This window comes from Chryseobacterium sp. FH2 (assembly GCF_001045455.1).
In the GTDB taxonomy this organism is placed as follows: Bacteria; Bacteroidota; Bacteroidia; order Flavobacteriales; family Weeksellaceae; genus Chryseobacterium.
The window spans coordinates 465,555-490,173 of the sequence record NZ_LFNE01000001.1 but is presented as its reverse complement, the minus strand read 5'-3'; the positions used below and the strand labels follow the sequence as shown (position 1 = coordinate 490,173).

Annotated in this window: 20 protein-coding genes; 7 read left to right on the top strand and 13 right to left on the bottom strand. The window is 35.6% G+C overall.

The annotated features are described in order from the left end of the window. Positions 1 to 159: 159 nt before the first annotated feature. The 3 genes from ACM39_RS02400 to ACM39_RS02390 form a co-directional block, all read right to left on the bottom strand. Positions 160 to 1,998 (bottom strand): M1 family metallopeptidase, encoded by a 1,839-nt coding sequence (locus tag ACM39_RS02400; RefSeq protein WP_048509400.1) that lies wholly within the window; start codon positions 1,996 to 1,998, stop codon positions 160 to 162. Positions 1,999 to 2,151: 153 nt separating this feature from the next. Next, positions 2,152 to 2,619: a hypothetical protein gene (locus ACM39_RS02395; protein ID WP_048509399.1), complete on the bottom strand. Its 468-nt coding sequence runs from the start codon at positions 2,617 to 2,619 to the stop codon at positions 2,152 to 2,154. Between the two features lie 144 nt (positions 2,620 to 2,763). Beyond that, the gene (locus ACM39_RS02390) at positions 2,764 to 4,455 is read right to left on the bottom strand and encodes a DUF6909 family protein (protein ID WP_048509398.1); all 1,692 of its coding nucleotides are present in this window, start codon (positions 4,453 to 4,455) and stop codon (positions 2,764 to 2,766) included. A 581-nt stretch (positions 4,456 to 5,036) separates the two neighbouring features. Between ACM39_RS02390 and ACM39_RS02385 the strand changes: the two genes are divergently transcribed. Both ACM39_RS02385 and ACM39_RS02380 read left to right on the top strand, forming a co-directional pair. Next, positions 5,037 to 7,232, top strand: coding sequence for a glutamine synthetase III (locus ACM39_RS02385; RefSeq protein WP_048509397.1), 2,196 nt, complete (start codon positions 5,037 to 5,039; stop codon positions 7,230 to 7,232). 339 nt (positions 7,233 to 7,571) lie between these two features. After that, positions 7,572 to 8,285 carry a C40 family peptidase gene (locus ACM39_RS02380; RefSeq protein WP_048509396.1) on the top strand — a complete coding sequence of 238 codons (714 nt, stop codon included), beginning with the start codon at positions 7,572 to 7,574 and terminating at the stop codon, positions 8,283 to 8,285. Between the two features lie 91 nt (positions 8,286 to 8,376). On the opposite strand, the gene ACM39_RS02375 is transcribed toward ACM39_RS02380, so the two are convergent. From ACM39_RS02375 to ACM39_RS02350, 6 genes are all read right to left on the bottom strand, one after another. After that, on the bottom strand, positions 8,377 to 8,952 hold the full coding sequence (locus tag ACM39_RS02375; protein ID WP_048509395.1) for a pentapeptide repeat-containing protein: 576 nt from the start codon (positions 8,950 to 8,952) through the stop codon (positions 8,377 to 8,379). Between the two features lie 86 nt (positions 8,953 to 9,038). Beyond that, a complete protein-coding gene (rodA, locus tag ACM39_RS02370; RefSeq protein ID WP_048509394.1) occupies positions 9,039 to 10,268 on the bottom strand; it encodes a rod shape-determining protein RodA in 1,230 nt (409 codons plus the stop codon). Next, positions 10,265 to 12,310: a peptidoglycan D,D-transpeptidase FtsI family protein gene (locus tag ACM39_RS02365; protein ID WP_048509393.1), complete on the bottom strand. Its 2,046-nt coding sequence runs from the start codon at positions 12,308 to 12,310 to the stop codon at positions 10,265 to 10,267. Before ACM39_RS02365 ends, rodA begins: the two co-directional genes overlap by 4 nt. 7 nt (positions 12,311 to 12,317) lie before the next feature. Continuing rightward, complete coding sequence (locus ACM39_RS02360) at positions 12,318 to 12,824, bottom strand: hypothetical protein (protein WP_048509392.1); 507 nt, start codon at positions 12,822 to 12,824, stop codon at positions 12,318 to 12,320. Next, complete coding sequence (gene mreC, locus ACM39_RS02355; protein ID WP_048509391.1) at positions 12,817 to 13,671, bottom strand: rod shape-determining protein MreC; 855 nt, start codon at positions 13,669 to 13,671, stop codon at positions 12,817 to 12,819. Before mreC ends, ACM39_RS02360 begins: the two co-directional genes overlap by 8 nt. A gap of 26 nt (positions 13,672 to 13,697) precedes the next feature. Further along, a complete protein-coding gene (locus ACM39_RS02350; protein ID WP_034700899.1) occupies positions 13,698 to 14,723 on the bottom strand; it encodes a rod shape-determining protein in 1,026 nt (341 codons plus the stop codon). Between the two features lie 372 nt (positions 14,724 to 15,095). Here ACM39_RS02350 and hemA point away from each other — a divergent pair, with 372 nt between their 5' ends. The 5 genes from hemA (at position 15,096) to ACM39_RS02325 (ending at position 19,925) form a co-directional block, all read left to right on the top strand. Next, entirely contained in the window at positions 15,096 to 16,370 is a 1,275-nt protein-coding gene (gene hemA, locus ACM39_RS02345; RefSeq protein ID WP_048509390.1) for a glutamyl-tRNA reductase, read from the top strand. Continuing rightward, positions 16,357 to 17,265: a hydroxymethylbilane synthase gene (gene hemC, locus ACM39_RS02340; protein ID WP_048509389.1), complete on the top strand. Its 909-nt coding sequence runs from the start codon at positions 16,357 to 16,359 to the stop codon at positions 17,263 to 17,265. Before hemA ends, hemC begins: the two co-directional genes overlap by 14 nt. A 36-nt stretch (positions 17,266 to 17,301) precedes the next feature. Beyond that, positions 17,302 to 17,985, top strand: coding sequence for a uroporphyrinogen-III synthase (locus ACM39_RS02335; protein WP_053073287.1), 684 nt, complete (start codon positions 17,302 to 17,304; stop codon positions 17,983 to 17,985). A gap of 43 nt (positions 17,986 to 18,028) precedes the next feature. Continuing rightward, positions 18,029 to 19,060 (top strand): uroporphyrinogen decarboxylase, encoded by a 1,032-nt coding sequence (gene hemE, locus ACM39_RS02330; RefSeq protein ID WP_048509388.1) that lies wholly within the window; start codon positions 18,029 to 18,031, stop codon positions 19,058 to 19,060. Positions 19,061 to 19,268: 208 nt separating this feature from the next. Next, entirely contained in the window at positions 19,269 to 19,925 is a 657-nt protein-coding gene (locus tag ACM39_RS02325; RefSeq protein ID WP_048509387.1) for a hypothetical protein, read from the top strand. A 39-nt stretch (positions 19,926 to 19,964) separates the two neighbouring features. Here the strand turns inward: ACM39_RS02325 and ACM39_RS02320 are convergent, their stop codons facing one another. The 4 genes from ACM39_RS02320 to ACM39_RS02305 form a co-directional block, all read right to left on the bottom strand. Beyond that, complete coding sequence (locus ACM39_RS02320) at positions 19,965 to 21,185, bottom strand: aminotransferase class V-fold PLP-dependent enzyme (RefSeq protein ID WP_048509386.1); 1,221 nt, start codon at positions 21,183 to 21,185, stop codon at positions 19,965 to 19,967. 157 nt (positions 21,186 to 21,342) lie between these two features. Further along, positions 21,343 to 21,981, bottom strand: coding sequence for a 50S ribosomal protein L25/general stress protein Ctc (locus tag ACM39_RS02315; RefSeq protein WP_048509385.1), 639 nt, complete (start codon positions 21,979 to 21,981; stop codon positions 21,343 to 21,345). Positions 21,982 to 22,036: 55 nt separating this feature from the next. After that, a complete protein-coding gene (locus tag ACM39_RS02310; protein WP_048509384.1) occupies positions 22,037 to 22,975 on the bottom strand; it encodes a ribose-phosphate pyrophosphokinase in 939 nt (312 codons plus the stop codon). An 85-nt stretch (positions 22,976 to 23,060) separates the two neighbouring features. After that, a complete protein-coding gene (locus ACM39_RS02305; protein ID WP_048509383.1) occupies positions 23,061 to 24,611 on the bottom strand; it encodes a G-D-S-L family lipolytic protein in 1,551 nt (516 codons plus the stop codon). Between the last annotated feature and the right edge of the window lie 8 nt (positions 24,612 to 24,619).

Here is a 24,619-nt window from a genome sequence, read left to right as displayed (position 1 = left end):
AAGGATTTCGTCTAAGCTTATCTGAAATACGACCAAATTCCTTGATTTATTTTAAGGGGATAAATTTAATAATTTAAATAAAAACAGGCTCTAATATCTTACCAAAAAACACTTGCGCGGAAATAAATTTCCGCGCAAGTGTTTTATATTATATTTTAATTATTTCACCTCAACAAAATTATCCTCCAAATTCACATCCGCCATTCTCTGGCTCAGGTCAATTCCTAAATCAGACAATTGAGATTTTGTGTAAGGAATAGTCAACGTATATTCTTTCTGAGTCCAAGGCCAGTAAGGCATTGTTTTGAAATCTCCGTAGATGTCTTTTTCTTTCCAGGTATGAGTCATATTTACCGGGATCTGATAGGTTACTACTTTCTTGTCTGCCGTTACCACTCCGAAATCGATAGGCATCGGAACCTGGCCGTTATTTACTAAAGTAATGGTGGTAGATTTTGCATCATATTTTACGTCTTTGATTCCGTAATCGATGGTTTTGGTAGTATTAATCCAATAATTCTGGAACCATTTCAAATCCATCCCTGAAACTTTCTGGGCAATATGTAAAAAGTCTCTGTCAGAAGGATGTTTCATTGCCCACTGATCATAATATTGTTTCAATGTTTCAGCTAAATTTTGCTCACCCATAATGTACCCTAACTGAACTAAATATAATTCCCCTTTCACATAAGAAGCATAAGTATAGGCACTCCCATTATCATGATGATCACCTAGCCAGATGGCAGGCTCTTCAATTCCTTTTTTAATAAAATTTCTATAAGCATTTACAGTATTAGCGAAAGGATTCGGAAGTTGTTCCGGAAATAATTGATACATTACATACCCTTCTGCATAGCTTGTAAAACCTTCATCCATCCACGGGCGCATCGATTCGTTGGTTGCTAGCATCTGCTGATACCAAGAGTGAGCGCCTTCGTGAGCCATTAACCCCATCAATCCTTTGATATCTTTAGCTTCACCCAAAATCATGGTACACATTCCGTACTCCATTCCGCCATCACCTCCTTGAATGAAAGCGTATGTGGGATAAACATATTTTCCGAAATGAGAATTCATCAGCTGGAAATATTTCGTCACATAAGGTTGAGCTTCTTCCCAGACTTTTGTTTTATCATTTTGCTGATATACTAAAAATACTTTCGGACCTTCCGGAACATCAAAACTTTTTACAACATAATCCCTGTCTGCACTCCAAGCGAAATCCAACATATTTTTTGCGGTCCATCTCCAAGTTGATTTTTTGTCTTTTGCGGCTTTGATTTTTGCATTCGCATCATATCCTTTTACTTCACTAGGATTTTCAAGAATACCTCCGGCTCCGATTACATAATCCTTGTTGATTTTAATCGTCACATCAAAATCTGAAAACGGAGCGTGAAATTCTCTTCCGATGTAATCAAAAGTTGCCCAACCGTCATAATCGTATTCCGCAATTTTTGGATACCATTGTGTCATAGTCATATCCACTCCTTCTTTATTATTCCTCCCGCTTCTTCTGATTTGCTGAGGTATCACAGCATCCCATTCCATCGTGAAAGTTGTTGTTGAATTGGGTTTAATGGGTTCTGCCAGATAAACCTTCATAATCGTCTCCTGAATCTCAAACTTTGCATCTTTTCCGTTTTGTTTAAGCCAGTGAATATTTTGTGCTCCTTCTTCATTTTTCGGAATCGAAGCTAATCTTGAAATGCCATCTTTTTGCAATCTTGAGTCACCATTTTTTCCTTGAGCCGCCACTCTTTGATCCATCATTGAATTTGGTTTAAAAGCATTCCAATACAAATGGAAATATACCACATTCAGCTCATCCGGTGAGTTGTTGGTATATTCTAAAGTCTGATTTCCCTGGTAAGTAAATTTTTCAGCGTTCACATCAATATCCATCCTGTACTTCGCACTCTGCTGATAGTAAGCTCCTTGCTGAGCCTGAAATTGAGAAATGATAAACGCAAAAATGATTGCGACCGATTTTTTCATTTAAAATTTTATTTTTTCTAAAGGTAAGTAATTAAAATAAAAGCCTCAAACGTCGTATTGTGCTGAGGTTTTTATTTGTTTGATATGATTTTAGATTAATTTTTATAAGGTTTGTTAAGTACTCTTGTGCTGATTTTACCTGTCTGTAAAAAATCAATTCGTCAACAGTTTTTTAATCAAAGTAATCTGTCCCAAATGATAATATGCATGTTCAATCATTCCATCAATATTTCTTAAATAGGTTCCGTATTTTTCATCAACAAAAACTTCACCCATTTTCGAATTGGGCATTTGCTCTAATAGATTTGCAAACTTTTCAGAGTCGCCCCAAAGTTTATTTAATAAATCTTCCCATTGTTCCTGAGATTCAATCGGAGGAAGATTAAAACTGTACTTATCTCTGATTTCCAAATCACCGCCTTCAAAAACATTGATTAATCCAGCAATATAATAATCGATATGAAAAGTGAGCATTGCAATAGTGTTCAAAGAACCTACCTTTGTGGTTGCCTGTTTCCATGTCACGTCTTTAAGCTGATCCTTAAAATTCGTATTCGCAATCCAAAGCCCATCAAGCAATACTTCTCTGAATCTTTTGGCTAATTGTGAAGTTGAACTCATTGTTTTTTAATTTTTTTAAAGATAATTATTTTTTACTCTCGCAGATTTTTAAACTCAAACATCTGTAATTTGCTTGGGTTGCCAGAGAATAGAAAAACCTCAAATAATAACATTCGAGGTTTATATTGTATTGAAATAATCAAGTTATTTTTTAGAAGAAACTTCCTTCTTTCCGCTTTGTAAAATCTTTTCTAAGATTCTTAATGTAATAAGGTACGTTGGTTTTACACCAGTTAATCCCAAACCACCTGAAGAAAGTGTACTTCCTGTTTCCAAAGGATTATCCGAAGCATAATAAGCGTACATCACAAACAAGTCCGGTGAAATATGATGTCTTATTTTAGATGCCACCTGAATTGCTTTTTGGTAATGCGCACCTTCCATTTCCAGTCCGATTGCTTTCCATGAAGTATTCATAAAATACGAAAGAATATCTCTGTTTTGAAGCGAAGTTCCTAAAACAGTGATCATCGGCCCTTCAAAAGCTTTCAATTCATCATCTTTAAAATCTTCAAGTTTCAAAGCATTTTCAAAAGGATAATTATCGGCCGTCCCTTCGAAAATGTGAGATGTCGGAATCATAATATCCCCCTTTCCGCCGGCAAGAATGCCCGCTTTTCCCATAATAGAAACAGATTTCACTTTCATCATATAAACCTCTCCTTTATGCTCGAAAGGTCTCAACAATTCGTCCATTACCTCAAAAGCCTGTTCACCAAAAGCGTAATCGAAAACCATAATCACATCATCTCCACCATATTTTATATCGCTGAAAGGTGTATTTTTAAGATTCGTTTTGCTTAAATCAATGATTTGAACATCAATATTACTTCCACTCTTGTCATTAATATAAATCATTCCTTCCTCCAAAGCATATTTTGAAACCTTGTCTCGAAGTTCTTTTTTATCAGAAATATCTCCGTACAGTTTATAATCTACTTCTTTGGTATCTTTTTTCTTTAAAGCATCATTTCCGTACAACATATTTTTCACAGAGTGCATGTTGGCAGAAATAATATGTAATGGTCTCATGTGAAGATCGTTTTCATATAACACTTCTTTCACTTTGTTGGCCCATTTTTCACCAAAATAATGGTGCCCCACTCTTTCCTTTAATATCGCACTGAAATGAATCTCCCTCTCTCTGGTCTGCTTTGCGTCTTCCAGGCTTACTTTTCCTAAGTTGTAGATGATTTTGAATAAACGATCAGGATTGTTATCATCCCCGAAGGCATTATAAGCATTTAATGTTTCTTCAAAAGTTCTTCCTATTAAAGAAGATAAATGAATAAGAGCAACCTCTTTTTCTTTTCTGCTGAATTTCTTTTCACCTTTTACCACTTCTTCAATAATTTTGAAAGCACGGGTAGGTTTCCAGTTTTCATCCTGAATGAAAGCCAGATTTCTCACTTTGTCCGCTTCTATAAATAAGAATGTAAGGTGAGTAAGGATATCATAAATTTCAGAACGTCCCAAAAGAACTTCAATGTTCATTTGGTGTTCATCTATTCTGTAACAGTTCCTTCTTCTCTTTTTAGGAACAATTGGCTCGAAACTTCCTTTATCAAACCCCTCATCTGATGTAAGATGAATAAAAGCACATTCTTCAATTCCCTCCGGAAGCCTGTCTAAAACGTACATCAAACCATCTAATTCCATTTTATTGGGAATATTCATGGTACCATAGATCTCTGGATTGATAGTCTTTAACAAACTTCTGATACTTTCTCCAGAAACGCCGGCAGGTTTAAAAAAACCTCTGTAAAAGAGGTGTCTCATAGAAATATACAATCTTTCAATTGCTTCCGTTGTTTCTCTTGCTCTAGAATTTGTCATAAAATAAATTTCACACAAATATACAAAATCTCTGCTCAACTTATTTTAAGTATCTTTTAACAAACGATTTAACATAATATTATTTGTTGGATAAAAAGATGTTTTCATTCTCCTTTCGTCAAAAGGAGAAATCTATTATTTTTTAATCTTTGAATTACCACTTCCCTTCTTTTGTAGCTATTTCCTGCTTTCTGCTATATCCTTTTTATCCAATACTTTATTCCATGCAAAAAGGCTTTCGCTGCAATCGGGGCTAAGAAATGATTACGTTTAAAAATCAACCGACGAAAATTCAAAGAATTTTCACTACCCACCAAAAGAGGACTTCTAATAGATTGTTCATTTTATTTTGTTCAGTTCGGATGATTTTTAGATGAAATATTATACATGTAACCTACATTTCATCTTTTTTGAAACATTAAGCCTTAAATTCTGAAGTTAAAATTGCTCTTACCCCCTTTTAAAAACCAAATCGATGTTTAGAATTTAGTTAAATTTTAAAAATACCCCTCAAATTTTCAGGCAAAAACACTTTCAATTCATTTTTTTTGTAAATTTGCCCCGTAAAAATTAACCTTATTATGTCAACTTTAAGATTCAAAGCGTTAGAAACCTTACCATTTAAGGACTTTAGAAGAGACAACTCGGTTGAAGTTCCGGCAAAATTATCAGAATTATTCTGTCAAAATGTTTTCTCGGAAGAAACAATGAGAGAATATTTAACAAAAGAAGCATTCCAGTCTATTATGGATGCGGTAAGAAAAGGAACTAAAATCCAAAGACACATTGCAGACCAGGTAGCAGTAGCTATGAAAGACTGGGCAATGAGCAAAGGAGTAACTCACTACACACACTGGTTTCAGCCTTTGACAGGTACGACAGCAGAAAAGCATGATTCTTTCTTCACTCCAATCGAAGGTGGCAGAGCAATCGAAAGATTCAGCGGAAACTTATTGATTCAGCAGGAACCGGATGCGTCTTCTTTCCCGAACGGTGGAATCAGAAATACTTTCGAAGCAAGAGGTTATACTGCCTGGGATCCTACTTCGCCGGCATTTATTATGGGAACTACATTATGTATTCCTTCTATATTCATTTCTTATACAGGAGAAACTTTAGATTATAAAGCACCTCTTTTAAGAGCTTTAAACGCTGTAGACGAAGCTGCAACCAACGTAATGCAGTATTTTGATAAAAATGTAACAAAAGTAACTCCTACTTTGGGTTGGGAGCAAGAATATTTCCTGGTTGATTCAGCATTGTATCAATCTCGTCCCGATCTTGTTTTAACAGGTAAGACTTTATTGGGACACTCTCCGGCGAAAGGACAGCAACTGGATGACCACTATTTCGGTTCAATTCCTACAAGAGTAATGAATTTCATGAAAGAATTGGAAATCGAATGTATGAAATTGGGTATTCCCGTAACAACAAGACACAACGAGGTGGCTCCAAACCAATTCGAGCTTGCTCCGATGTTTGAAGAAGTGAATGTTGCGGTAGACCACAACTCATTATTGATGGACATTATGGCAAGGATTGCTCACAAACACCATTTCCACATTTTATTCCACGAAAAACCATTCGCAGGAGTAAACGGAAGCGGAAAACACAACAACTGGTCTTTGGCAACTGACACAGGTGAAAACTTATTAAGCCCAGGAAAAAACCCTAAGAAAAACTTACAGTTCTTAACGTTCTTCGTTAACACAATTAAAGCTGTTCATGAATACGCTGACCTTTTAAGAGCAAGTATCGCTTCTGCAAGCAACGACCACAGATTAGGCGCAAACGAGGCTCCGCCGGCAATTATTTCTGTATTTATAGGAAGTCAGTTGTTCAGAGTGTTGGAAGAACTTGAAAAAGTGACTGAAGGGAAACTTTCTCCTGACGAAAAAACAGATTTGAAGCTAAATGTAGTTGGAAAAATTCCTGAAATCTTGCTGGATAACACTGACAGAAACAGAACTTCTCCATTTGCATTTACAGGAAATAAATTTGAAATCAGAGCGGTAGGTTCTTCTGCAAACTGTGCAGAGTCTATGACGGTAATGAATACAATCGCTGCTAAACAATTAAACGATTTCAAAAAAGAAGTTGATACTTTAATTGAAACAGGCCTTAAGAAAGATGAAGCAATCTTCAATGTATTGAGAGAATACATCAAGCAGTGTAAGAATATTATGTTCGAAGGTGACGGATATTCTGATGATTGGGCTAAAGAAGCTAAAAAGAGAGGTTTAAATAACTTAAAAACTACTCCGGAAGCCCTTAAGCAGGAAATGGATAAAAAATTCCTGGATCTTTACGAAGAAATTGGAATTTTCACACACAGGGAGGTTGAGGCGAGAAACGAAATCAAATTAGAAAAATATTCGACAGTTATTGACATCGAAGCAAGAGTTTTAAGCGATATCGCAAGAAACCATATCATTCCTTCCGCTTTAAATTATCAGAATAGATTAATTGAAAACGTAAAAGGTCTTAAAGAAATTTTCGGAGACGAAGAATTCAGAACATTAGCGAAAGAGCAAATGAGCCTGATTACTCATATTTCTGAAAATGTTTCTAAAATCAAATTAGGCGTTGAAGATCTTATTAAAGCAAGAGAAACCGCAAAAACTGTGTCTGACAGCCAAAAGCAGGCAGAAGATTACTGCAACAAAGTAAAACCTTTATTTGATCCAATCAGAGATGCTTCTGATAATTTGGAAATGATGGTGGACGACGAGCTTTGGCCAATGACAAAATATAGAGAAATGTTATTTACAAAATAACATCTGTAAAGTTCCATATTAGTTAAGCTTCCCGGTTTTTCCGGGGAGTTTTTTTTGTTTTATTAACAACATTGAAAATTAGTGTTTTAAAATGGAAACATTGATAAATAAAGCAAAAGCCATTTATTTTGTTAAAGAATCTTAATAAAAAAAACCGCATACTTGCCTAAAATAGGCCGTTGCGGTTTGTTTTTCTTTAACATACTTAAATAATATGTTAAAATGTGTTAAATAAAGAACCTGACAATAATCATATCTGGGCTCTTTTGCTCGGAATACATACTTTTGTAATGCTTTTGAAAAATAATATTCCTTTTTAACACGGATAATCAAATATATATGAAGAAAAGAGTTTTGTTTTATTTAGTTGCTTTAGTCTCTACAGTTTCTTTGCAATCGTGCGCTACTAATTACGTAGTTTCAAAACCAGCAACTTACACAAAAGAATACAAAACAGATGCCAAACTAGTCTCTCTTGATACAAAGAAAGCAGAGCTGGATAAACAGAGATTAATTGACTCTTTCCTGGCTGAAAAAGCGGCATCTATCGCAAATGCAAAAAATACCGTTAAAAATTCGGAAATTGCAAAATCAATCAGATATAACAAAACCATTGATAATATCTTAACTGAAGCAGAAACTTATCTTGGAACACCTTACAGATACGGAGGGATGACAAGAAACGGTATCGACTGTTCGGCTTTTGTACTTTCAGTTTTCGGAGCAGCGGCCGGTCTTAGCTTACCAAGAGTAGCAGCATCTCAATCTCAGGAAGGAGAAAGAATTGAAAAAGAAAACCTTCAGAAAGGGGATTTGATTTTCTTTTCTCATGGCAGAAGAATTTCTCACGTAGGTATTGTAGAAAGTGTAACAGAAGATGGTGAGGTTAAATTTATTCATGCTGCCACGTCAAGAGGAGTGATGATTTCTTCACTGAATGACTCTTATTGGGGACCAAAATACAGATTCGGGAAAAGAGTAATCAATGAAAACGGAGAAACGTATAATAATTTAGCGACTACAACTCCAGCATCAAACGGAACAAGTTTTTAATTTTAAATAATTGATTTAAATAATGAAGCCTTCAAAAATTCTTGAAGGCTTTTTTATTTTACTCGGATTAACTATTTTCTAACTTCTAAAACTATCCGTTTTTATCAATTTCAATATCCAGTTTATACAAAAGCCCATAAATTTCAGAAAGTGAAAATTTAGCTCTTTTAAGCTTATTTGAAGAAGGATCGATTGAATAATTAACCGAAGTCCTGAAATCTGCTTTTTCAAGATTTGTCCTATCAAAAACAGCGCCTGATAAATCGCAATTATTAAAAACAGTATTGGATAAATCACATTCAGCAAAATCTACCTCTATCAATTTTGAATTTTTAAATAAAGTCTTTTTTATAGTCGTCTGATAAAATATAGAATTATTCAAAAAACATCCGTCAAATTTAAATGACAAGCCAAACTCATTACAGTCATTAAACTGGAGCCCAAACATTTTACATTCTTTAAAAATTACATCCCGAAAAGCCGTTCCGACCAATTTTGCCATACTCAAATTGCATCCGGTAAGCTCACAATTATTAAAGCTGAAAAAAGAAAGGTCTGCATATTCAAAATTACAATTTAAGAATGTACAATTTTCATATTCTCCTTTTTGAAACTGTGAAAAGTCTGAGTTCTCGAAAGTTTGATCTAGAATGTATGCTTCTTTCATAATGTTTTATGATTTATAGTTTCCTCGCAGGTTTTGCAGATAGAACAGATTTAAAATAAAAAATTACATCACTCACCCTCCCAGTCTTATACCAAACTGTTTTTATCAGAATAATTGAGTTTAAAGAAAATAAAAGTCATAATAGAAAAGGCAAGTAAAGAACTCCCTCCATAGCTAAAGTAAGGCAACGGAATCCCAACCGTCGGGAAAAGGCCCATAACCATTCCTAAATTAATCGAAAAGTGCATTAAAAGTATTGAAGCAAAACAATACCCAAAAACACGGTTAAATGTAGATTTCTGCTTTTCCGCTAGGTAATAAATCCGCCCGATATAAACCATATAGCAAAGAATTAAAGTTGCGCTCCCTACAAAGCCCCATTCTTCACCTACCGTACAGAAAATATAGTCGGTTTCCTGCTCCGGAACGAATTTACCCTGAGTAACCGAACCTTCACGATATCCTTTACCCAAAAGACCGCCTGAACCGATAGCTGTTTTTGAATATAATAGATTGTATCCTGAAGTATCTCTAAATGCTTTTTCACCTTTAAAAAGAACCTCAATTCTTTCCCTTTGGTGTTTCGGCAATTTTTCTAAAATAAACGGAGAGCCAAAAGCCAGTCCGCACAATATCAAAACTGAACCTGCTATGCTGGAAATGGAAATCACATTCCATGACATTTTATAATAGTTCATTGCAATCCAACCTCCCGCAATCAGTAAAATCGCAAGAACAACATACAGAGGAGGAACCGCTAAAGAAATCAGGAAAACACCAGCAAAAAGGAATCCAATTCCAAAAAGCAGACCGCTCAACCCTTCTCTATATAAAGCAATGAAAAATGCAATGAAAACCAACATCGAGCCTACATCCGGAATCGCCAAAACCACAACTGCAGGGATTCCTATAATTCCAAGAACTGTTAAAAGCGACTTTCTGTTTTTTAAATTAAAATCCGGCCCGGAAACATAGTTGGCGACCATAAGAGCTGTTCCGATTTTAGCAAATTCTACCGGCTGCATGGTAAAACTTCCGAATTTGTACCAGTTTTTCTGTCCGAGAATTTCTTTACCAAAAGGAAAAAGCCCAATAAGAAGCAAAACCCCGCCAATGTAAATGATACCAGACATATTTTCAAAGAACTTACTTCTTCCCACAAAAATAATAAGCCCTACAAACAAAGAAATACCAAAGAAAATCAACTGTTTTTCTCCTAGTTTTTGGTCAACACTGTAAATATTTGCAATCGCGAAAATGCAAAGCAGGAAATATAAGCCAAGACCTAATTTATCTATTCCTTCTGTCCATTTCATTGCTTAGCAGGTTTTGTAGTGTTTTTAATTTTTTTTGTTTCGTCGTCTATCTTTTTCTGCAGTTTAGCCTTCTGCTCTTTAATGAAGTTTAAGCTATCCTGAATTCTCTTCATTTTAACAGAATCCGGTTTTGGATCTACATATAGTCCTTTACGTTTCAGATCGGCAACCCATTGTCTTTTATATTCAGGCATGAAGCTCGCCCCGGTCATTTTTTTATAAAGATTTTCTCTTTTTAGATCGCCTGTAATATATTTTTCAGCGATTACGGTACAGGCAGGGCCAGCCCAGGTTGCTCCAAATCCAGCATGTTCCATTACCGCAACTACCACAATTTTTGGTTTCTCAGCCGGAGCAATCAATACAAAGATGGAGTTATCCTTTCCTTGCGGAACCTGTGCCGTACCTGTTTTTGCTAATTGTGTAAAGTCATTGGATTTTAAACCTCTTGCTGTTCCTCTCAGAACTACAGCTTCCATACCTTTTAAAACAGGTTCAAAATGTTTTGGATCGACTAAAGTTTTATGTTTAACCTTAAATCTTGGATCGGGATTTGGTTTTCCATCAATCGCTTTTACGATATGAGGAGTATAATACCACCCTCTGTTGGCAATAGCTCCCACATAATTTGCCAATTGAATAGGAGTTACCAAAACATCTCCCTGCCCCATCCCGTTATAAATAGCTCCGGTTGACATCTCATCCCAGTTTTTATAGTCAGTTCTCTTAGAACCACTTGCTTTCATAATTGCTTTAAATCTTTTCTCATAAAAGTCTCCGGAAGGGATCCTGCCTCTTGCACCCACAGCAAAGTCATTATTTAAAAATTCTCCCACTCCAAAGCTGCTCATGATTTTTTTCCATTCATCAACACCTTTTGAAGGGTTTCCCGGATATTTTTTGATGATTGCAATAAATGCATACGTGAAAAAACAGTTACTGGAAACCTGAATCGAAGGAATCAACGGCTCGGCACCACCGTGCCCTTTAATTCTTTTACCTTTATAGAAAAATCCGCCTCCACACGGGAAAATTGTATTTTCATCCATCACTCCCATCTGCATCGCGGCCAAAGCAGTCAACAATTTGAAAGTAGAGCCCGGAGGATAACCCGCTTGTAAAGAACGATCGAAAGTGGGTTTATTTTCGTAAAGCGTATCTTTTGATAAAGCGTATAAATTTTTTGATTTATTAGGCCCGGTGAAAAGATTCGGATCAATATCCGGTCCGGTTGCTGCAACTAATACTTCCCCGTTATTAGGGTCTAAAGCTACAATTGCCCCGTGTTTGTTTACAAGCATTTCTTCAGCCATCCTCTGAAGATCGTAATCAATAGTTAAGGTAATATCTTTTCCTGTAATTACATCCTTATCTAATGCTCCATTTTTATAAGAACCGATATTTCGAAGCCTAATATCCTTTTGGATGTATTTCATCCCTTTTATACCCCGAAGCTCTTTTTCATAAGATTTTTCAACACCCGTTTTCCCAATAAAATCTCCTGGTAAATAATATGTAGAATCTCTTTTAATCTCTTTTTCATTTACCTCACTTGTATAGCCCAAAAGATTTCCGGAAGTAGAAACTTCATACTGGCGCTGAGGTCTGGAAACAATACTGAAAGCAGGATATTTAAAAATAATTTCCTGAACTCTTGCAATATCTTCTCTGCTGAGATCTTTAATAAAAGTCATGGGAGTCAGCTTCGAATAATATTTTTCTTTTTTTATTGCATTGATTTTGTTGATAAAGTACGGTTTGCTGATTTTCATTAAATTACAAAAAGCGACCGTATCAAAATCGGGCTTCATTAAAGCCTGGGTAAAGGATATTTCATAGGCAGGCTGATTTCCCACCATGATTTTACCATTCCTGTCAAAAATCACACCTCTTTGAGGAATGACATATTCGATTTTAATAGAAGTATTCGCCGCGTTCAGAGCATACCGATCTGTAAACAACTGCAAATACGCAAGTCTCGCCACAAAAATAATGGCGATGATAGCGAGTACGGAAAAGATTTTTAAATAACGTGTGTTCAAACTTTTGTCAAACTTTTTGTTTGATTTTAAATATTAATGCGTAAATCACTATAAATATAAAGGAAATTATACTTGTTACCAATACATTAAGTAATATTTCAAAGAAACGGCTAAATTTAAAAAATTCTACATACTGTACCATAAGCTGATGCAGGAAGATACTTGAAAATAAAAATAATAAAAACTGAGTCCACTGCAAAGACTGGAAAGAAAAGAAGTCTGTAGAGGTATCTGTAGATGTTCTGAAAATTAAGGTTCTGAAATAAGCAATCAAAGTAGTTGCAAATGCATTGATTCCCCAAGAATAAAGGAAAGCATCTATCGACAAACCAATCAAAAAGCTTAAAGCTAAAAATTGAAATTTATTTCTGAAAAAAGGATAAAACATGACAAACACAGGATATAGTACCGGAGTATACTTTCCGAAAATCGTAATCCTGTTCAATACAAAAATCTGTAATGCAACAAGAAAAATCATGATTAAAATGTCCGTAAATAATGTCCTGCTAATCATTTTCCTTTTTTATTACAGCTTGCATTGTATCTTGAATCTTCTGTACCTCAGCTTTTTTAAGATTTTTTACTACAAAAACCTTATTCAAAGCACCCATTTTTTCGCTCAATTCCACTGAAATATCCCAGAATCCTGTTTTATTATCAACGGAATATCCTGCAATGGTTCCAATCATAACTCCTTTAGGAAAAATCGCTGATTTGCCGTCTGTTTCCACGGTATCACCAATCTTTAAAGCAACATATTTAGGAATATCCGCCAGGTGCATCACCCTGGAATTATCCCCGTTCCAGGTTAATGTTCCGAAATATCCTGAATTTTTCAGAGCCGCATTAATCCTGATTTTGTTTACACTTAAAACCGACTGAACCAACGCATAGCTATCGGTAGAATTAATGACAATTCCCGCAATACCCTTCGGAGCCATTACGCCCATTTGCGGAAATACACCATCCCTTCTGCCTCTGTTTATTGTAAAATAATTATTTCGTCTGTTGATACTGTTAAAAACAATCTCTCCATCTACAAATGTATAGATTTGCCCGCCTCCTACGGTATCATGTACTTTTCTGAACTGAGGATTCTGTGCTCCCTGCTTTCCGTAAAGCTCAACCATCAAAGCCTTATTCTGAGTCACCAAATCTTCATTGATCTGTTTAAGCTTCAAATAAGAAACTCCTTCATCAATATAGCCCGAAACCCAAGAGTTCAGCGCAGCCGACTGGCCAGCAATCCAGGATTTCTGCATGGCATTTTTAGAGAATATCAGAACCAGAGCAATAATTTGCAGGAATATAAAGAAGACAAAAAGCGCGTTCTTCGAAAATAATCTCAGCAAAAATCCCATTCAGATGTGTTCGTAAAAAGTTAAAATTATTTAATTAAGAAATTGAATTTATCCATATTCTTAAGCGCAATACCTGTTCCGCGAACTACCGCTCTCAACGGATCTTCTGCAACAAATACAGGAAGACCTGTCTTTTTATGCAATCTGTCTGCAAGACCTCTCAATAATGCACCACCACCAGCAAGATAAATACCCGTTTTGTAAATATCGGCAGCCAATTCCGGAGGAGTCAAAGAAAGCGTTTCCATTACGGCATCTTCAATTCTGATGATAGATTTGTCTAATGCCCGTGCAATTTCTTTATATCCAACCATAATTTCTTTTGGCTTACCCGTGATAAGGTCTCTACCTTGTACCGGGATGTCTTCGATATCAACATCTAAATCTTCAACAGCAGAACCTACTTCGATTTTGATTCTTTCAGCAGTTCTTTCACCAATATAAAGATTGTGATGAGTTCTCAAATAATAAGCAATATCGTTTGTAAACACGTCACCTGCAATTTTCACAGATTTATCACAAACGATACCCCCTAAAGCAACCACCGCAATTTCGGTAGTACCACCACCTATATCAATAATCATGTTGCCTTCAGGTTTTTGCACATCAATTCCAACTCCTATAGCCGCTGCCATCGGTTCGTAAATCAATCTTACTTCTTTTGCATTTACTTTCTGAGCAGAGTCCCTTACTGCTCTTTTTTCAACCTCAGTAATACCGGAAGGAATACAAATCACGATTCTCAATGCAGGCTGAATAAATCTACCTTTGATTCCCGGTATTTTTTTGATAAATTCTTTAATCATATGCTCAGAAGCATGAAAATCTGCGATTACACCATCTTTCAACGGACGAATCGTTTTAATATCCTCGTGAGTTTTACCCTGCATATGTTTTGCCTGCTCTCCGACGGCAATCGGTCTCCCCGTAGAACGTTCAATTGCAACAATTGACGGCTGATCTATAACAATTTTATTATTATGGATGATAAGGGTATTGGCAGTACCAAGGTCTATCGCAATTTCTTGCGTAAACATATCGAATAAACTCATATTTTCCTTCTGATTTTTTAAAGAGTTACAAAGATATAAATTTAAGACAACGAAAGAAATTCCACAAGCATTTAATTTGGTTAAAATTTTATTAAAATTTGCAATCTTCTATTAACTTTTACTTTAGATATTTACAGACTTTGAGTTAAACCAAAATTAACGATGATTAAATGAATCAAGAAAATAACGGAAAAGCTACTTAAAAAAAGCAGCAAATGCTCTTTAAAATTCATTAAAAAGATAACTCAAAATTTCAAAATTCTCAATATTTGCAATGTTATTTAGAACCAACCAAAAATAGTTTTTCACGATAATTATCATATACAGTATCAGAAAATGATTAACTAAAAAAAGCGTAAATTTGCCCCGTTTATGTTACAGTATTCCAACATCCATCAAACATCGAATTTTGCCGTACTTTCCATTAGCTTTGAAAAGGCCGATGTAGAAACAAGGGGTAAATTTGCATTCTTTGATGAAAATATCAAGAACTTTGTTACCCGAATTCATGATGAAGATTTAGGGGATGCTTTTGTGGTTTCTACATGTAACAGAACCGAAATTTACACCACCTCTTCAAATTACCTTTTGGTAGCAGAAGAATACTGCAAAACTATCGGGGTGCAGTTTACAGATTTTATCAAATTTGCCAACATCCACACCAAGGAGGAAGCTTTAACGCATCTATTCAGGGTAGCTGCGGGTCTGGAAAGTCAGATTATTGGAGATTTTGAAATCATCGGGCAAATCAAAAAAGCATACAACCGATTCAAAAAAGAAAGACAAAATTCTAATCCTTTTTTAGAAAGAGCGATTAATTCCGCGATTCAGATTTCGAAAAGAATTAAAAATGAAACAGGAATTTCCAACGGAGCCGCTTCTGTTTCTTATGCAGCAGTTCACTATATTTTAAACAACCAAAAGAGAATTACCGAAAAAAATATTCTTTTGTTGGGAGTTGGTGAAATAGGGCAAAATACCGTTGAGAATTTGGTAAAACACGTTTATCAGCCAAAAATTAAAATTGCCAACCGAACCCAGGAAACGGCAGCAAAAATTTCTGAAAAATATCATATTCCCCATATTGATTATTCTGATTTTGATAAAGAATTAAATAATACAGATATACTAATTGTTGCAACCGGAGCAAGACACCCGATTGTCAATAAATCTCATTTTCCGAACGGGAGAGAAACTTTGGTGATCGACCTTTCTATCCCAAACAACGTCGATAAAGATGTTATTGAAAATGAAAATGTGACATTAATAGATGTTGATGAACTTTCAAAACAAATCCAGGAAACTATTCAGCAAAGAGAAAAAGAAATTCCGAAAGCTGAAAAAATCATCAAGGAAATGACAAAAGATTTCCTTGAATGGGAAAAAAAGAGAAAACTGGCACCCAATATTCATCATTTCAAAGCAGTTTTAAAGAACATGGAACGCAATGAAATGCACAATTTTTACAGAAAAAACAGATATATAAATATCACGGATATGGAACTTTCCGATAAAATGATTCAGAAAATAACGAACCGTTTTGCAAAATATATCATCGATAATCCGTTAAAAGCCGAAGAAATTAGTAAATTAATGCACGAAATATTAGTTGAACAACCAAACAACGAATTCAATGAAAAGCATTAGAATCGGAACCAGAAATTCCGCACTTGCACTTTGGCAGGCCAGAGAAGTTGCAAGGCATCTTCAAAACAACAACTATTTAACAGATATTGTTCCTATTGTATCTTCGGGTGATAAAAATCTTAATCAACCTCTTTATTCATTGGGAATTACGGGAGTTTTTACAAAAGATCTTGATGTCGCATTATTAAACGACGAGATTGATATTGCCGTGCATTCTCTGAAAGATGTCCCTACAAACCTACCGGAAAACCTGGAAATCATAGCCTGCCTGGAAAGAGATTTTCCTCAGGATGTCTTAATCAGAAGAGAATCTGCAAGAAATAAAGAATTTCACGAACTAAAACTGGCAACAAGCAGCTTAAGGAGAAGAGCATTTTGGCTAAAAAATTATCCGAACGCAGAATTCTCAGATATACGTGGAAATATACAGACCCGACTTCAAAAACTGGAAGATGGAGATTTCGATGCTACCATTTTATCATTAGCCGGAATCAAAAGAATGAAAATGGACATTGATTACGAAATGCTGCCATTTTTAATTCCTGCTCCATCACAAGGTGTAATTGCTATCGCGGGACATTCTGACAAAAAAGAAATCAACGAAATTCTTAGTTCAATCAACCATAAGCCAACGCAAATCTGTGTAGAAATGGAAAGAAATTTCCTAAACACCCTTGAAGGAGGCTGTACTGCACCCATCGGAGCTTTTGCTGAGATTTTCGAAGATCAAATCCGTTTCAAGGCAGCACTTTGTTCATTAGATGGCAAAAACTGTATTGCGACTGATGAGAGTTTCAAATATAATGAAGAAGAAAACTTCGGGAAAAAATTTGCGAAAATTGTTCTTGAAAACGGCGGGAAGGAATTGATGGCGGAGATTAAAAACCAGATATAAGAATAATTATCCTTGCCTGCTCAAGTTTTTATTGAAATGAAAATCTTATTTACCAAAAATATAGACCAATCCGTTATATCCAAAGAATTAGGAGATGATATTGTTGTTGATTGTGTTGAGGTAATTAAGACAAATCCTATTACAACCCATCCGTTTGATTTAAAAAACAGTTCACTTATTTTTACAAGTGTGAATGGAGTAACTTCTTTTTTTAAAAACAATTTCAAACCAAACGAAGATTTTACGGCAAAAAATTACAATAAGATCTATTGTGTTGGTGAAAAAACAAAAAGAGAATTAAGAAAGTATGGTTTCGGAACTTTTAAAGTTTTAAGAAACGCAGATTCGCTTTCAAGATTTATCATTGGTCATTGCCAGCATGAAACATTCTTACATTTTTGCGGGAACATGGCACTGGATGTACTTGACAGAAACCTTCCTCTGCAAAATATTAAGTATAAAAAAATTACAATTTACAACACTGAGGAAATCAATCCCCTGATAGCTGAAAAATATCATGCCGCTGTCTTTTTTAGTCCGAGTGGAGTTCGTAGTTTTGCAAAGCAAAATTCTTTTCATGATATAATGCTTTTTTCGATTGGAGAAACTACTTCAAATGAACTTAAAAAATTTACATCAAAACATATTTTTACTTCAGAAGGAAATAATCTGATGTCTGTTTTAAAACTGATTCGAAAGGAAATTTCAAACAAAAATTGATATATTTTAATTGTCATTCATGGCAATATTAGTGTAATACATTATGATTAAAAACGACCTATATTTAAAAGCACTTCGCGGAGAAACCGTAGAAAGACCACCAGTTTGGATGATGAGACAAGCCGGAAGATATTTGCCGGAATTCATTGCCCTTCGTGACCAATATGATTTCTTCACAAGATGTCAGACTCCGGAACTTGCTTCTGAAATTACAGTACAGCCTATCAGAAGATATCCTTTGGATGCAGCGATTCTGTTCTCTGATATTTTGGTAGTTCCTCAAGCCATGGGAATTGATTTTAAAATGAAGGAAAATGTTGGTCCGTGGTTGGATAATCCAATCAGAACGATGGAAGATGTGCAGAATGTAATCGTTCCGGATGTGAACGATACTTTAGGTTACGTTTTTGATGCTATTGAACTGACCTTACAAAAATTAGACAATGAAATTCCATTAATCGGTTTTGCAGGCTCTCCTTGGACAATTCTTTGCTACTGTGTAGAAGGAAAAGGAAGTAAAGCTTTTGATGTTGCAAAATCTTTCTGCTTTCAACAACCGGAAGCTGCTCATTTGTTACTTCAGAAAATTACCGATACTACGATTGCTTATCTGAAAAGAAAGGTAGAAAAAGGCGTATCTGCAGTTCAGGTTTTCGATTCTTGGGGAGGAATGCTTTCTCCGGCTGATTATCAGGAATTTTCTTGGAAATATATCAACCAAATCGTTGAAGCACTAAGCCCGTTGACTCACGTTGTGGTTTTCGGAAAAGGATGTTGGTTTGCTTTGGAAGAAATGTCTCAATCACCTGTTTCAGCTTTAGGAGTCGACTGGACAATCAATCCTGAATTTGCAAGAACTTTAACAAATCACACCATGACACTTCAGGGAAATTTTGATCCTGCGAGACTGCATTCTACTCCTGAAACAATCAAGAAAATGGTAAATGAAATGATCAACCGTTTCGGAAAAGACAGATATATTGCCAATTTAGGTCACGGAATCCTACCTAATATCCCTTTGGAAAATGCGGAAGCCTTTATCAGAGCCGTTGTGGATTGGAAACCGAATGTTTAATTAATTTGGATTCTACGGAACGATAAACTTTTATACAACATTTAAATCCCTTTCAATATTGCTGAAAGGGATTTTTTATGAGTAAAACTAATGTGTTAATCTCAGTAATAAAAGCTTTTTAACCTTTCCCTCTTTCCTATTAGATATAGAATTTTAAATTTGTTATATTGCTAATATCTATTATCATTAAAATAATAACCCAAATAAGATGACAGAGAATACCGATTTTGAAATCGAAGAATACAAAAGACAATCTTCAGAACAAAGAAAAACAATAAACAATGAAGCTTATGAAAAAATATTAGAAAGCGCAAAATTCTTTTTAAAGAAAAGACAAACCAATTTGGTAAGCGAAGAAATTGTTACTGCTTTAGACAGAATGGAGGAAGTTTCAAAAATTCCAAACCTTAATGATGTCACAGATATTTATCTTTTCGAATCAGAATTTGGCTTGAATCCAAGAGATCTTGCAGAAGAATTTCTTTACATTGTTTTAATCATGATAGCCAATCATTATGAGGGTGAACAAATGTATTATCTAGAAAATATTATTCTTAGCAACAGTAAATTCCGAGGCGAAAATGCATTGCAGTTTTATCTAAAAATAGGAACATCTCACAAAGAAAAGAGAGAATATGTTTTAAATTTTATCGAAAATAATATGGATAGTTTTCCTGACAGTCATAAAAATATGGTCGCAATGTTCATTAAGACTTTTCTTCAGGGTGACCGACATGCAAAAATTATTTTTGACAAGTTAAATATTTCCAACCCCGAAGCTCATTTCAGAAATGCTCCAGATCCTGTACAAGTAAAACCAAAGCTTCCTAAAATTTATCCAAAGTGGTGGGAATTCTGGAAATAACACATAAAAAACCTCTGAACGTTCAGAGGTTTTTTTTATTTAAGACAACATTCGCTGTGCCTTTTTGACTCCTTCTACAAGCAAATCAATTTCACTGAAAGTATTATAAACTGCGAAACTCGCTCTTACCGTTCCTGCTATATTAAAGAAATCCATAATAGGCTGTGTACAGTGATGTCCTGTTCTTACCGCAATACCCATTTTATCCAGAATCATCCCTACATCAGAAGAAATTCCTATCCCTTCCAAATTAAAAGAGACAACCCCTGTTCTATTGGCTTTTTCGCCATAAACTTTTAATCCTCCGATTTCCAAAAGATGTCTTTGAGCATAATCCAGCAAAGCATTTTCATGATTCTGAATATTTTCCTGACCCACCTTTTGAATAAAATCAATAGCAGCCCCTAAAGCAATATTTCCCCCTACATTTGGAGTTCCCGCTTCGTATTTAAAGGGAAGCCCTGCATAAGTTGTTCCATCAAAAGAACACGTTGCAATCATCTCCCCTCCTCCATGAAATGGTGGTAAATCTTCAAGTATTTCCTGTTTCCCATATAAAATACCCGTTCCCATCGGAGCATACATTTTATGCCCTGAAAACACAAAAAAATCACAATCCAGCTTCTGAACATCAATGGTAAAATGCGGAGCAGATTGAGCACCATCAATTACAATATAAGCATTTGAATTTTTTCTTGTTTTAGCAATAATTTCTTCGATAGGGTTTATTATCCCCAATGCATTCGAAACCTGATTTACGGAAACAACTTTTGTTTTTTCACTTAAAAATTCATCCAAATAATCAAGCTGAAGGATTCCGTTTTCATCAATCGGAATTACTCTTAATTTTGCTCCGGTCCTTTCACAAAGTAATTGCCAGGGAACAATATTTGAGTGGTGCTCCAGATAAGAAATGATAATTTCATCATCTTTTTTTAACTTTTGGGTTAAAATATAAGCGATAAGATTCAATCCTTCAGTTGTTCCTTTTGTAAAAATAACTTCAAAATCATGCTCAGCATTAATGAATTTCTGGATTTTTCTTCTCGAAAGTTCCATTTCCTCAGTAGCTAACTGACTTAGTGTATGAATCCCTCTATGAACATTTGCATTAAGCTCTGTATAATATTTATGACAAACTTCTAAAACTGAATCCGGTTTTTGGGATGTTGCTGCATTATCTAAGTAAACCAATGGTTTACCGTTCACCTGCTGATTTAATATCGTGAACTGACTTCTGATTTCCTGAATGTCAAACATTTATTAAAATTTTAAATTAAAACGCCCTTATTTAGAACTCTTCAAATTTACGCCTTTTTTTTCGAAAGATATTGAATGAAAGCAATTATAAATTTAATCCCAAAAAACAAAAACCTGCCAAAATTGGCAGGTCCTATATTATTTAAATAAGAAATTCTTATTCTGCTGCAGTTTCTGCTGCCGGAGCGTCTCCTTCAGCTGTTACTTCTTCTTCGTCTTCATCATCCACAGCTGCTGCACCTCCTTTCATTGCATTTCTAGACATCTTAACAGCTACTACAACTGCATTGTCAGGATGTACAAATGAATAGCCTTCAGTTTTAAGACTTCCAACATAAAGTTTGTTTCCGATTCTTAACGGAGTAACATCTACAACCACCTCATCAGGTAAGTTGGCAGGAATAGCTTTTACTTTCAATTTTCTGAAAGACTGACGTAAAACACCACCAGCCACAACACCTTTAGAACGTCCTGTAATTCTTACTGGAACTTCCATGATAACCGGTTTGTCGTCAGATAACTGATAGAAGTCTGCGTGAAGAATTTTGTCTGTAATCGGGTGGAACTGAATATCCTGAAGAACTGCAGGAATTATCTGTCCGTCAACTTCAATAGATACCGTGTGTGCTTCAGGAGTATACACCAACCCTTTGAAAGCTTTCTCTTCTGCAGAGAAGTTCAATGGCTCGCCACCTCCGTAAACAACACAAGGAACTAATTCAGCATCACGTAAAGCTTTTGTCGACTTTTTGCCCACGCTTTCTCTTTTTGTACCTTGAATTGTAATAGATTTCATTTATAAAAATTTAAAAAATTGTTTTATTTTTATTTTGCAATGCTTTGAAAATCAATTAAATAATAAACTTACTACTAATTGATTGATGCTCATGAACCATCTTCATAACATCTGCAAATAATGGGGCGCAAGATAGCACTTTTATTTTAGATGACAAATTATTTTTCACAGGAATTGAGTCAGTTACAATAACTTCCAATAATTTTGAGTCCTCAATATTATCGTAGGCTTTTCCTGAAAGCACTCCGTGAGTTGCCATTGCTCTTACAGATTTTGCACCTTTCTCCATTAAGATTTCCGCAGCTTTACAAAGCGTACCTGCTGTGTCAATCATATCATCAATAAGAATCACATTTTTCCCTTCCACGTCTCCAATAAGGAACATCTCTTCCACCACGTTCGCTTTCTTTCTTTCCTTATAAGCAATCACTACGTCTGCCCCAAGGTGACCTGCATAGTTTTTAGCTCTCTTTGCCCCTCCCATATCCGGAGAAGCAATAGTAAGGTTATCAAGATTTAGATTTCTGATATAATCTACGAAAATTGTAGATGCATATAAATGGTCTACCGGAATTTCAAAGAAACCTTGGATTTGATCCGCATGAAGATCCATTGTCATTATTCTCGTTGCTCCAGCCGCAGTCAAAAGATTAGCAACCAATTTTGCACCGATAGGGGCTCTTGGTTTGTCTTTTCTGTCTTGTCTTGCAAGCCCAAAATAAGGAAGTACAACGGTAATGCTTTTTGCAGAAGCCCGTTTTGCCGCATCAATCATTAGAAGAAGCTCTAAAAGATTGTCTGCCGGAGGGAATGTAGATCCAATTAAGAAAACTCTTCCTCCTCTTACGGACTCATCCAAAACGGGCTCAAATTCCCCGTCGCTGAACTCCTGAAAGTTGATTTTTCCTAATTCCTGCCCATAATGCTGGGCAATTTTCTCTGCCAAGTCCTTACTCGTCCTTGTACTAAATAGATAACTTAACTGATCGGCCATTTTTACTTTTTAAAAGATTTTGCAAATTTAAAAAAAAACCACAAGAATTAGTCTTGTGGTTTCTAAGTTTTTATTTTATCCGTTATTATGGGAACTTAATTCCTGAATAATTGTTTGCGTTTACCTGTGGTAATGTAGATTTATAAGTAGCATTAATTGCTTTAATAAATTCATTAGCAATGATAGCGTATCCTCTACCTGTAAGGTGAACTCCGTCAAGAGAAAAAGCGCCACCTGTTACAAATTTAGCGGTATATTTTACTCCATCCCAAGAAACTCCAGATTGAGAACCTAGCTCATCCATTTTTTTGTTAGCATCAACAAAAGCATATCCTTTTGAAGCTGCAGCAGCTTTAATTGTAACATTATAAGCATCAATAGCTGTGTTGATTTCTGTAATTTCAGATGGAATCAGAATATATTTATCCGCAAATGGATAAGCAACTCCTCTAGCTCCAAGACTTGCAGGCACGCCCGGAGGAACAGCTTCAAGTGTACCTATTGCCGCTTTTGTTGTTAAAGGCACCAAATCTCCTGCTTTCGCCTGTCTTGCCTGCCCATAAGTAGCTCCAAAATAAGCCGCCAAAGCAACTAATTGAGCATTTCCTGAAGCCGCTGCTGCTGCTGTAATTTGAGCACCTAATGGAGCTAAGCTTTCATCCTTAATAAGCAATGGGTTAGACGCTGTTTTAGAAAGGGGTTTAATTCTGTCTCCCGCGCCCAAAGCTGTTAGAATCTGGCTTAAAGGCCCGTATACATTTGTATTGAGATTATCAATTGTAGCTTCTCCCACTGCAACATTTCCGTTTCCTAAAACAGCAGCTGTCAGAGGATTTGTAGGAATTGTAGTTAAAGAAGGAATAGACGTTACACTAGGAATATTGGCAATAACACCTTTGGCATTTGTACTCGCAATCTCATTAATCAACGCATTATAATATTGAGCAAACTGAGCCGGAGGTGTCAAAGTTTCCACAGAGCTGTCAGCACCCGCTAAAGCATACAATAAAGCATCGTTATTACCTATCCATAAAGAGAAAAATGTAGGATTTTGAGCTTTAAAATCTGCAATAACCGAAGTGGTGGGGCTTGATGCAAATCTTACAAAATATGGATTAGCCGTTTTTGGAATAACTCCCTGAACATTTCCGTAACCCGGAGCTAATAAATGAGCCACTTTTGCTCCCGGAACCCCCATATTATTATAATAACCAGGTAAAACAGTATTCGTTACTGTAGTTGCTGTATTATTATTAGCATTTTTTAAATCCGGAGCACCATTAATAAAACTATCAATATAAAGTTTTGTGTCCGCAATCTGTACATTACCTCCCGGTGTAGCAAGAAGCAAACCTCCATTATTGTCTGCCATTAAAGGCTGCTTAAATTCTCCCCCTCCTACTAGTTTCATTTGCTGAGCAATCATGGAAGGATAAGATTCATTTTGACCATCGGCATAAAGAGCACCGTCTCTATAGCCGGAAGTCAATGAGTTTCCTAAAGAAATATATTTAGTAAAATCAGCTTCCCCTTTAGAAACTTGAACATCTTTTACATCTGTATCGAATTCATGTTCGCAACCTGTTGTAAAAAGCAACGCAGAAACAGCGATTGTAGAAATTATAATTTTTTTCATAGTCTTTC

Bases quoted from the DNA above. Each gene is read 5' to 3' on its own strand.
- ACM39_RS02400 (WP_048509400.1), bottom strand. From the start codon at position 1,998: ATGAAAAAATCGGTCGCAATCATTTTTGCGTTTATCATTTCTCAATTT.
- ACM39_RS02395 (WP_048509399.1), bottom strand. From the start codon at position 2,619: ATGAGTTCAACTTCACAATTAGCCAAAAGATTCAGAGAAGTATTGCTT.
- ACM39_RS02390 (WP_048509398.1), bottom strand. From the start codon at position 4,455: ATGACAAATTCTAGAGCAAGAGAAACAACGGAAGCAATTGAAAGATTG.
- ACM39_RS02385 (WP_048509397.1), top strand. From the start codon at position 5,037: ATGTCAACTTTAAGATTCAAAGCGTTAGAAACCTTACCATTTAAGGAC.
- ACM39_RS02380 (WP_048509396.1), top strand. From the start codon at position 7,572: ATGAAGAAAAGAGTTTTGTTTTATTTAGTTGCTTTAGTCTCTACAGTT.
- ACM39_RS02375 (WP_048509395.1), bottom strand. From the start codon at position 8,952: ATGAAAGAAGCATACATTCTAGATCAAACTTTCGAGAACTCAGACTTT.
- rodA (WP_048509394.1), bottom strand. From the start codon at position 10,268: ATGAAATGGACAGAAGGAATAGATAAATTAGGTCTTGGCTTATATTTC.
- ACM39_RS02360 (WP_048509392.1), bottom strand. From the start codon at position 12,824: ATGATTAGCAGGACATTATTTACGGACATTTTAATCATGATTTTTCTT.
- mreC (WP_048509391.1), bottom strand. From the start codon at position 13,671: ATGGGATTTTTGCTGAGATTATTTTCGAAGAACGCGCTTTTTGTCTTC.
- ACM39_RS02350 (WP_034700899.1), bottom strand. From the start codon at position 14,723: ATGAGTTTATTCGATATGTTTACGCAAGAAATTGCGATAGACCTTGGT.
- hemA (WP_048509390.1), top strand. From the start codon at position 15,096: ATGTTACAGTATTCCAACATCCATCAAACATCGAATTTTGCCGTACTT.
- hemC (WP_048509389.1), top strand. From the start codon at position 16,357: ATGAAAAGCATTAGAATCGGAACCAGAAATTCCGCACTTGCACTTTGG.
- ACM39_RS02335 (WP_053073287.1), top strand. From the start codon at position 17,302: ATGAAAATCTTATTTACCAAAAATATAGACCAATCCGTTATATCCAAA.
- hemE (WP_048509388.1), top strand. From the start codon at position 18,029: ATGATTAAAAACGACCTATATTTAAAAGCACTTCGCGGAGAAACCGTA.
- ACM39_RS02325 (WP_048509387.1), top strand. From the start codon at position 19,269: ATGACAGAGAATACCGATTTTGAAATCGAAGAATACAAAAGACAATCT.
- ACM39_RS02320 (WP_048509386.1), bottom strand. From the start codon at position 21,185: ATGTTTGACATTCAGGAAATCAGAAGTCAGTTCACGATATTAAATCAG.
- ACM39_RS02315 (WP_048509385.1), bottom strand. From the start codon at position 21,981: ATGAAATCTATTACAATTCAAGGTACAAAAAGAGAAAGCGTGGGCAAA.
- ACM39_RS02310 (WP_048509384.1), bottom strand. From the start codon at position 22,975: ATGGCCGATCAGTTAAGTTATCTATTTAGTACAAGGACGAGTAAGGAC.
- ACM39_RS02305 (WP_048509383.1), bottom strand. From the start codon at position 24,611: ATGAAAAAAATTATAATTTCTACAATCGCTGTTTCTGCGTTGCTTTTT.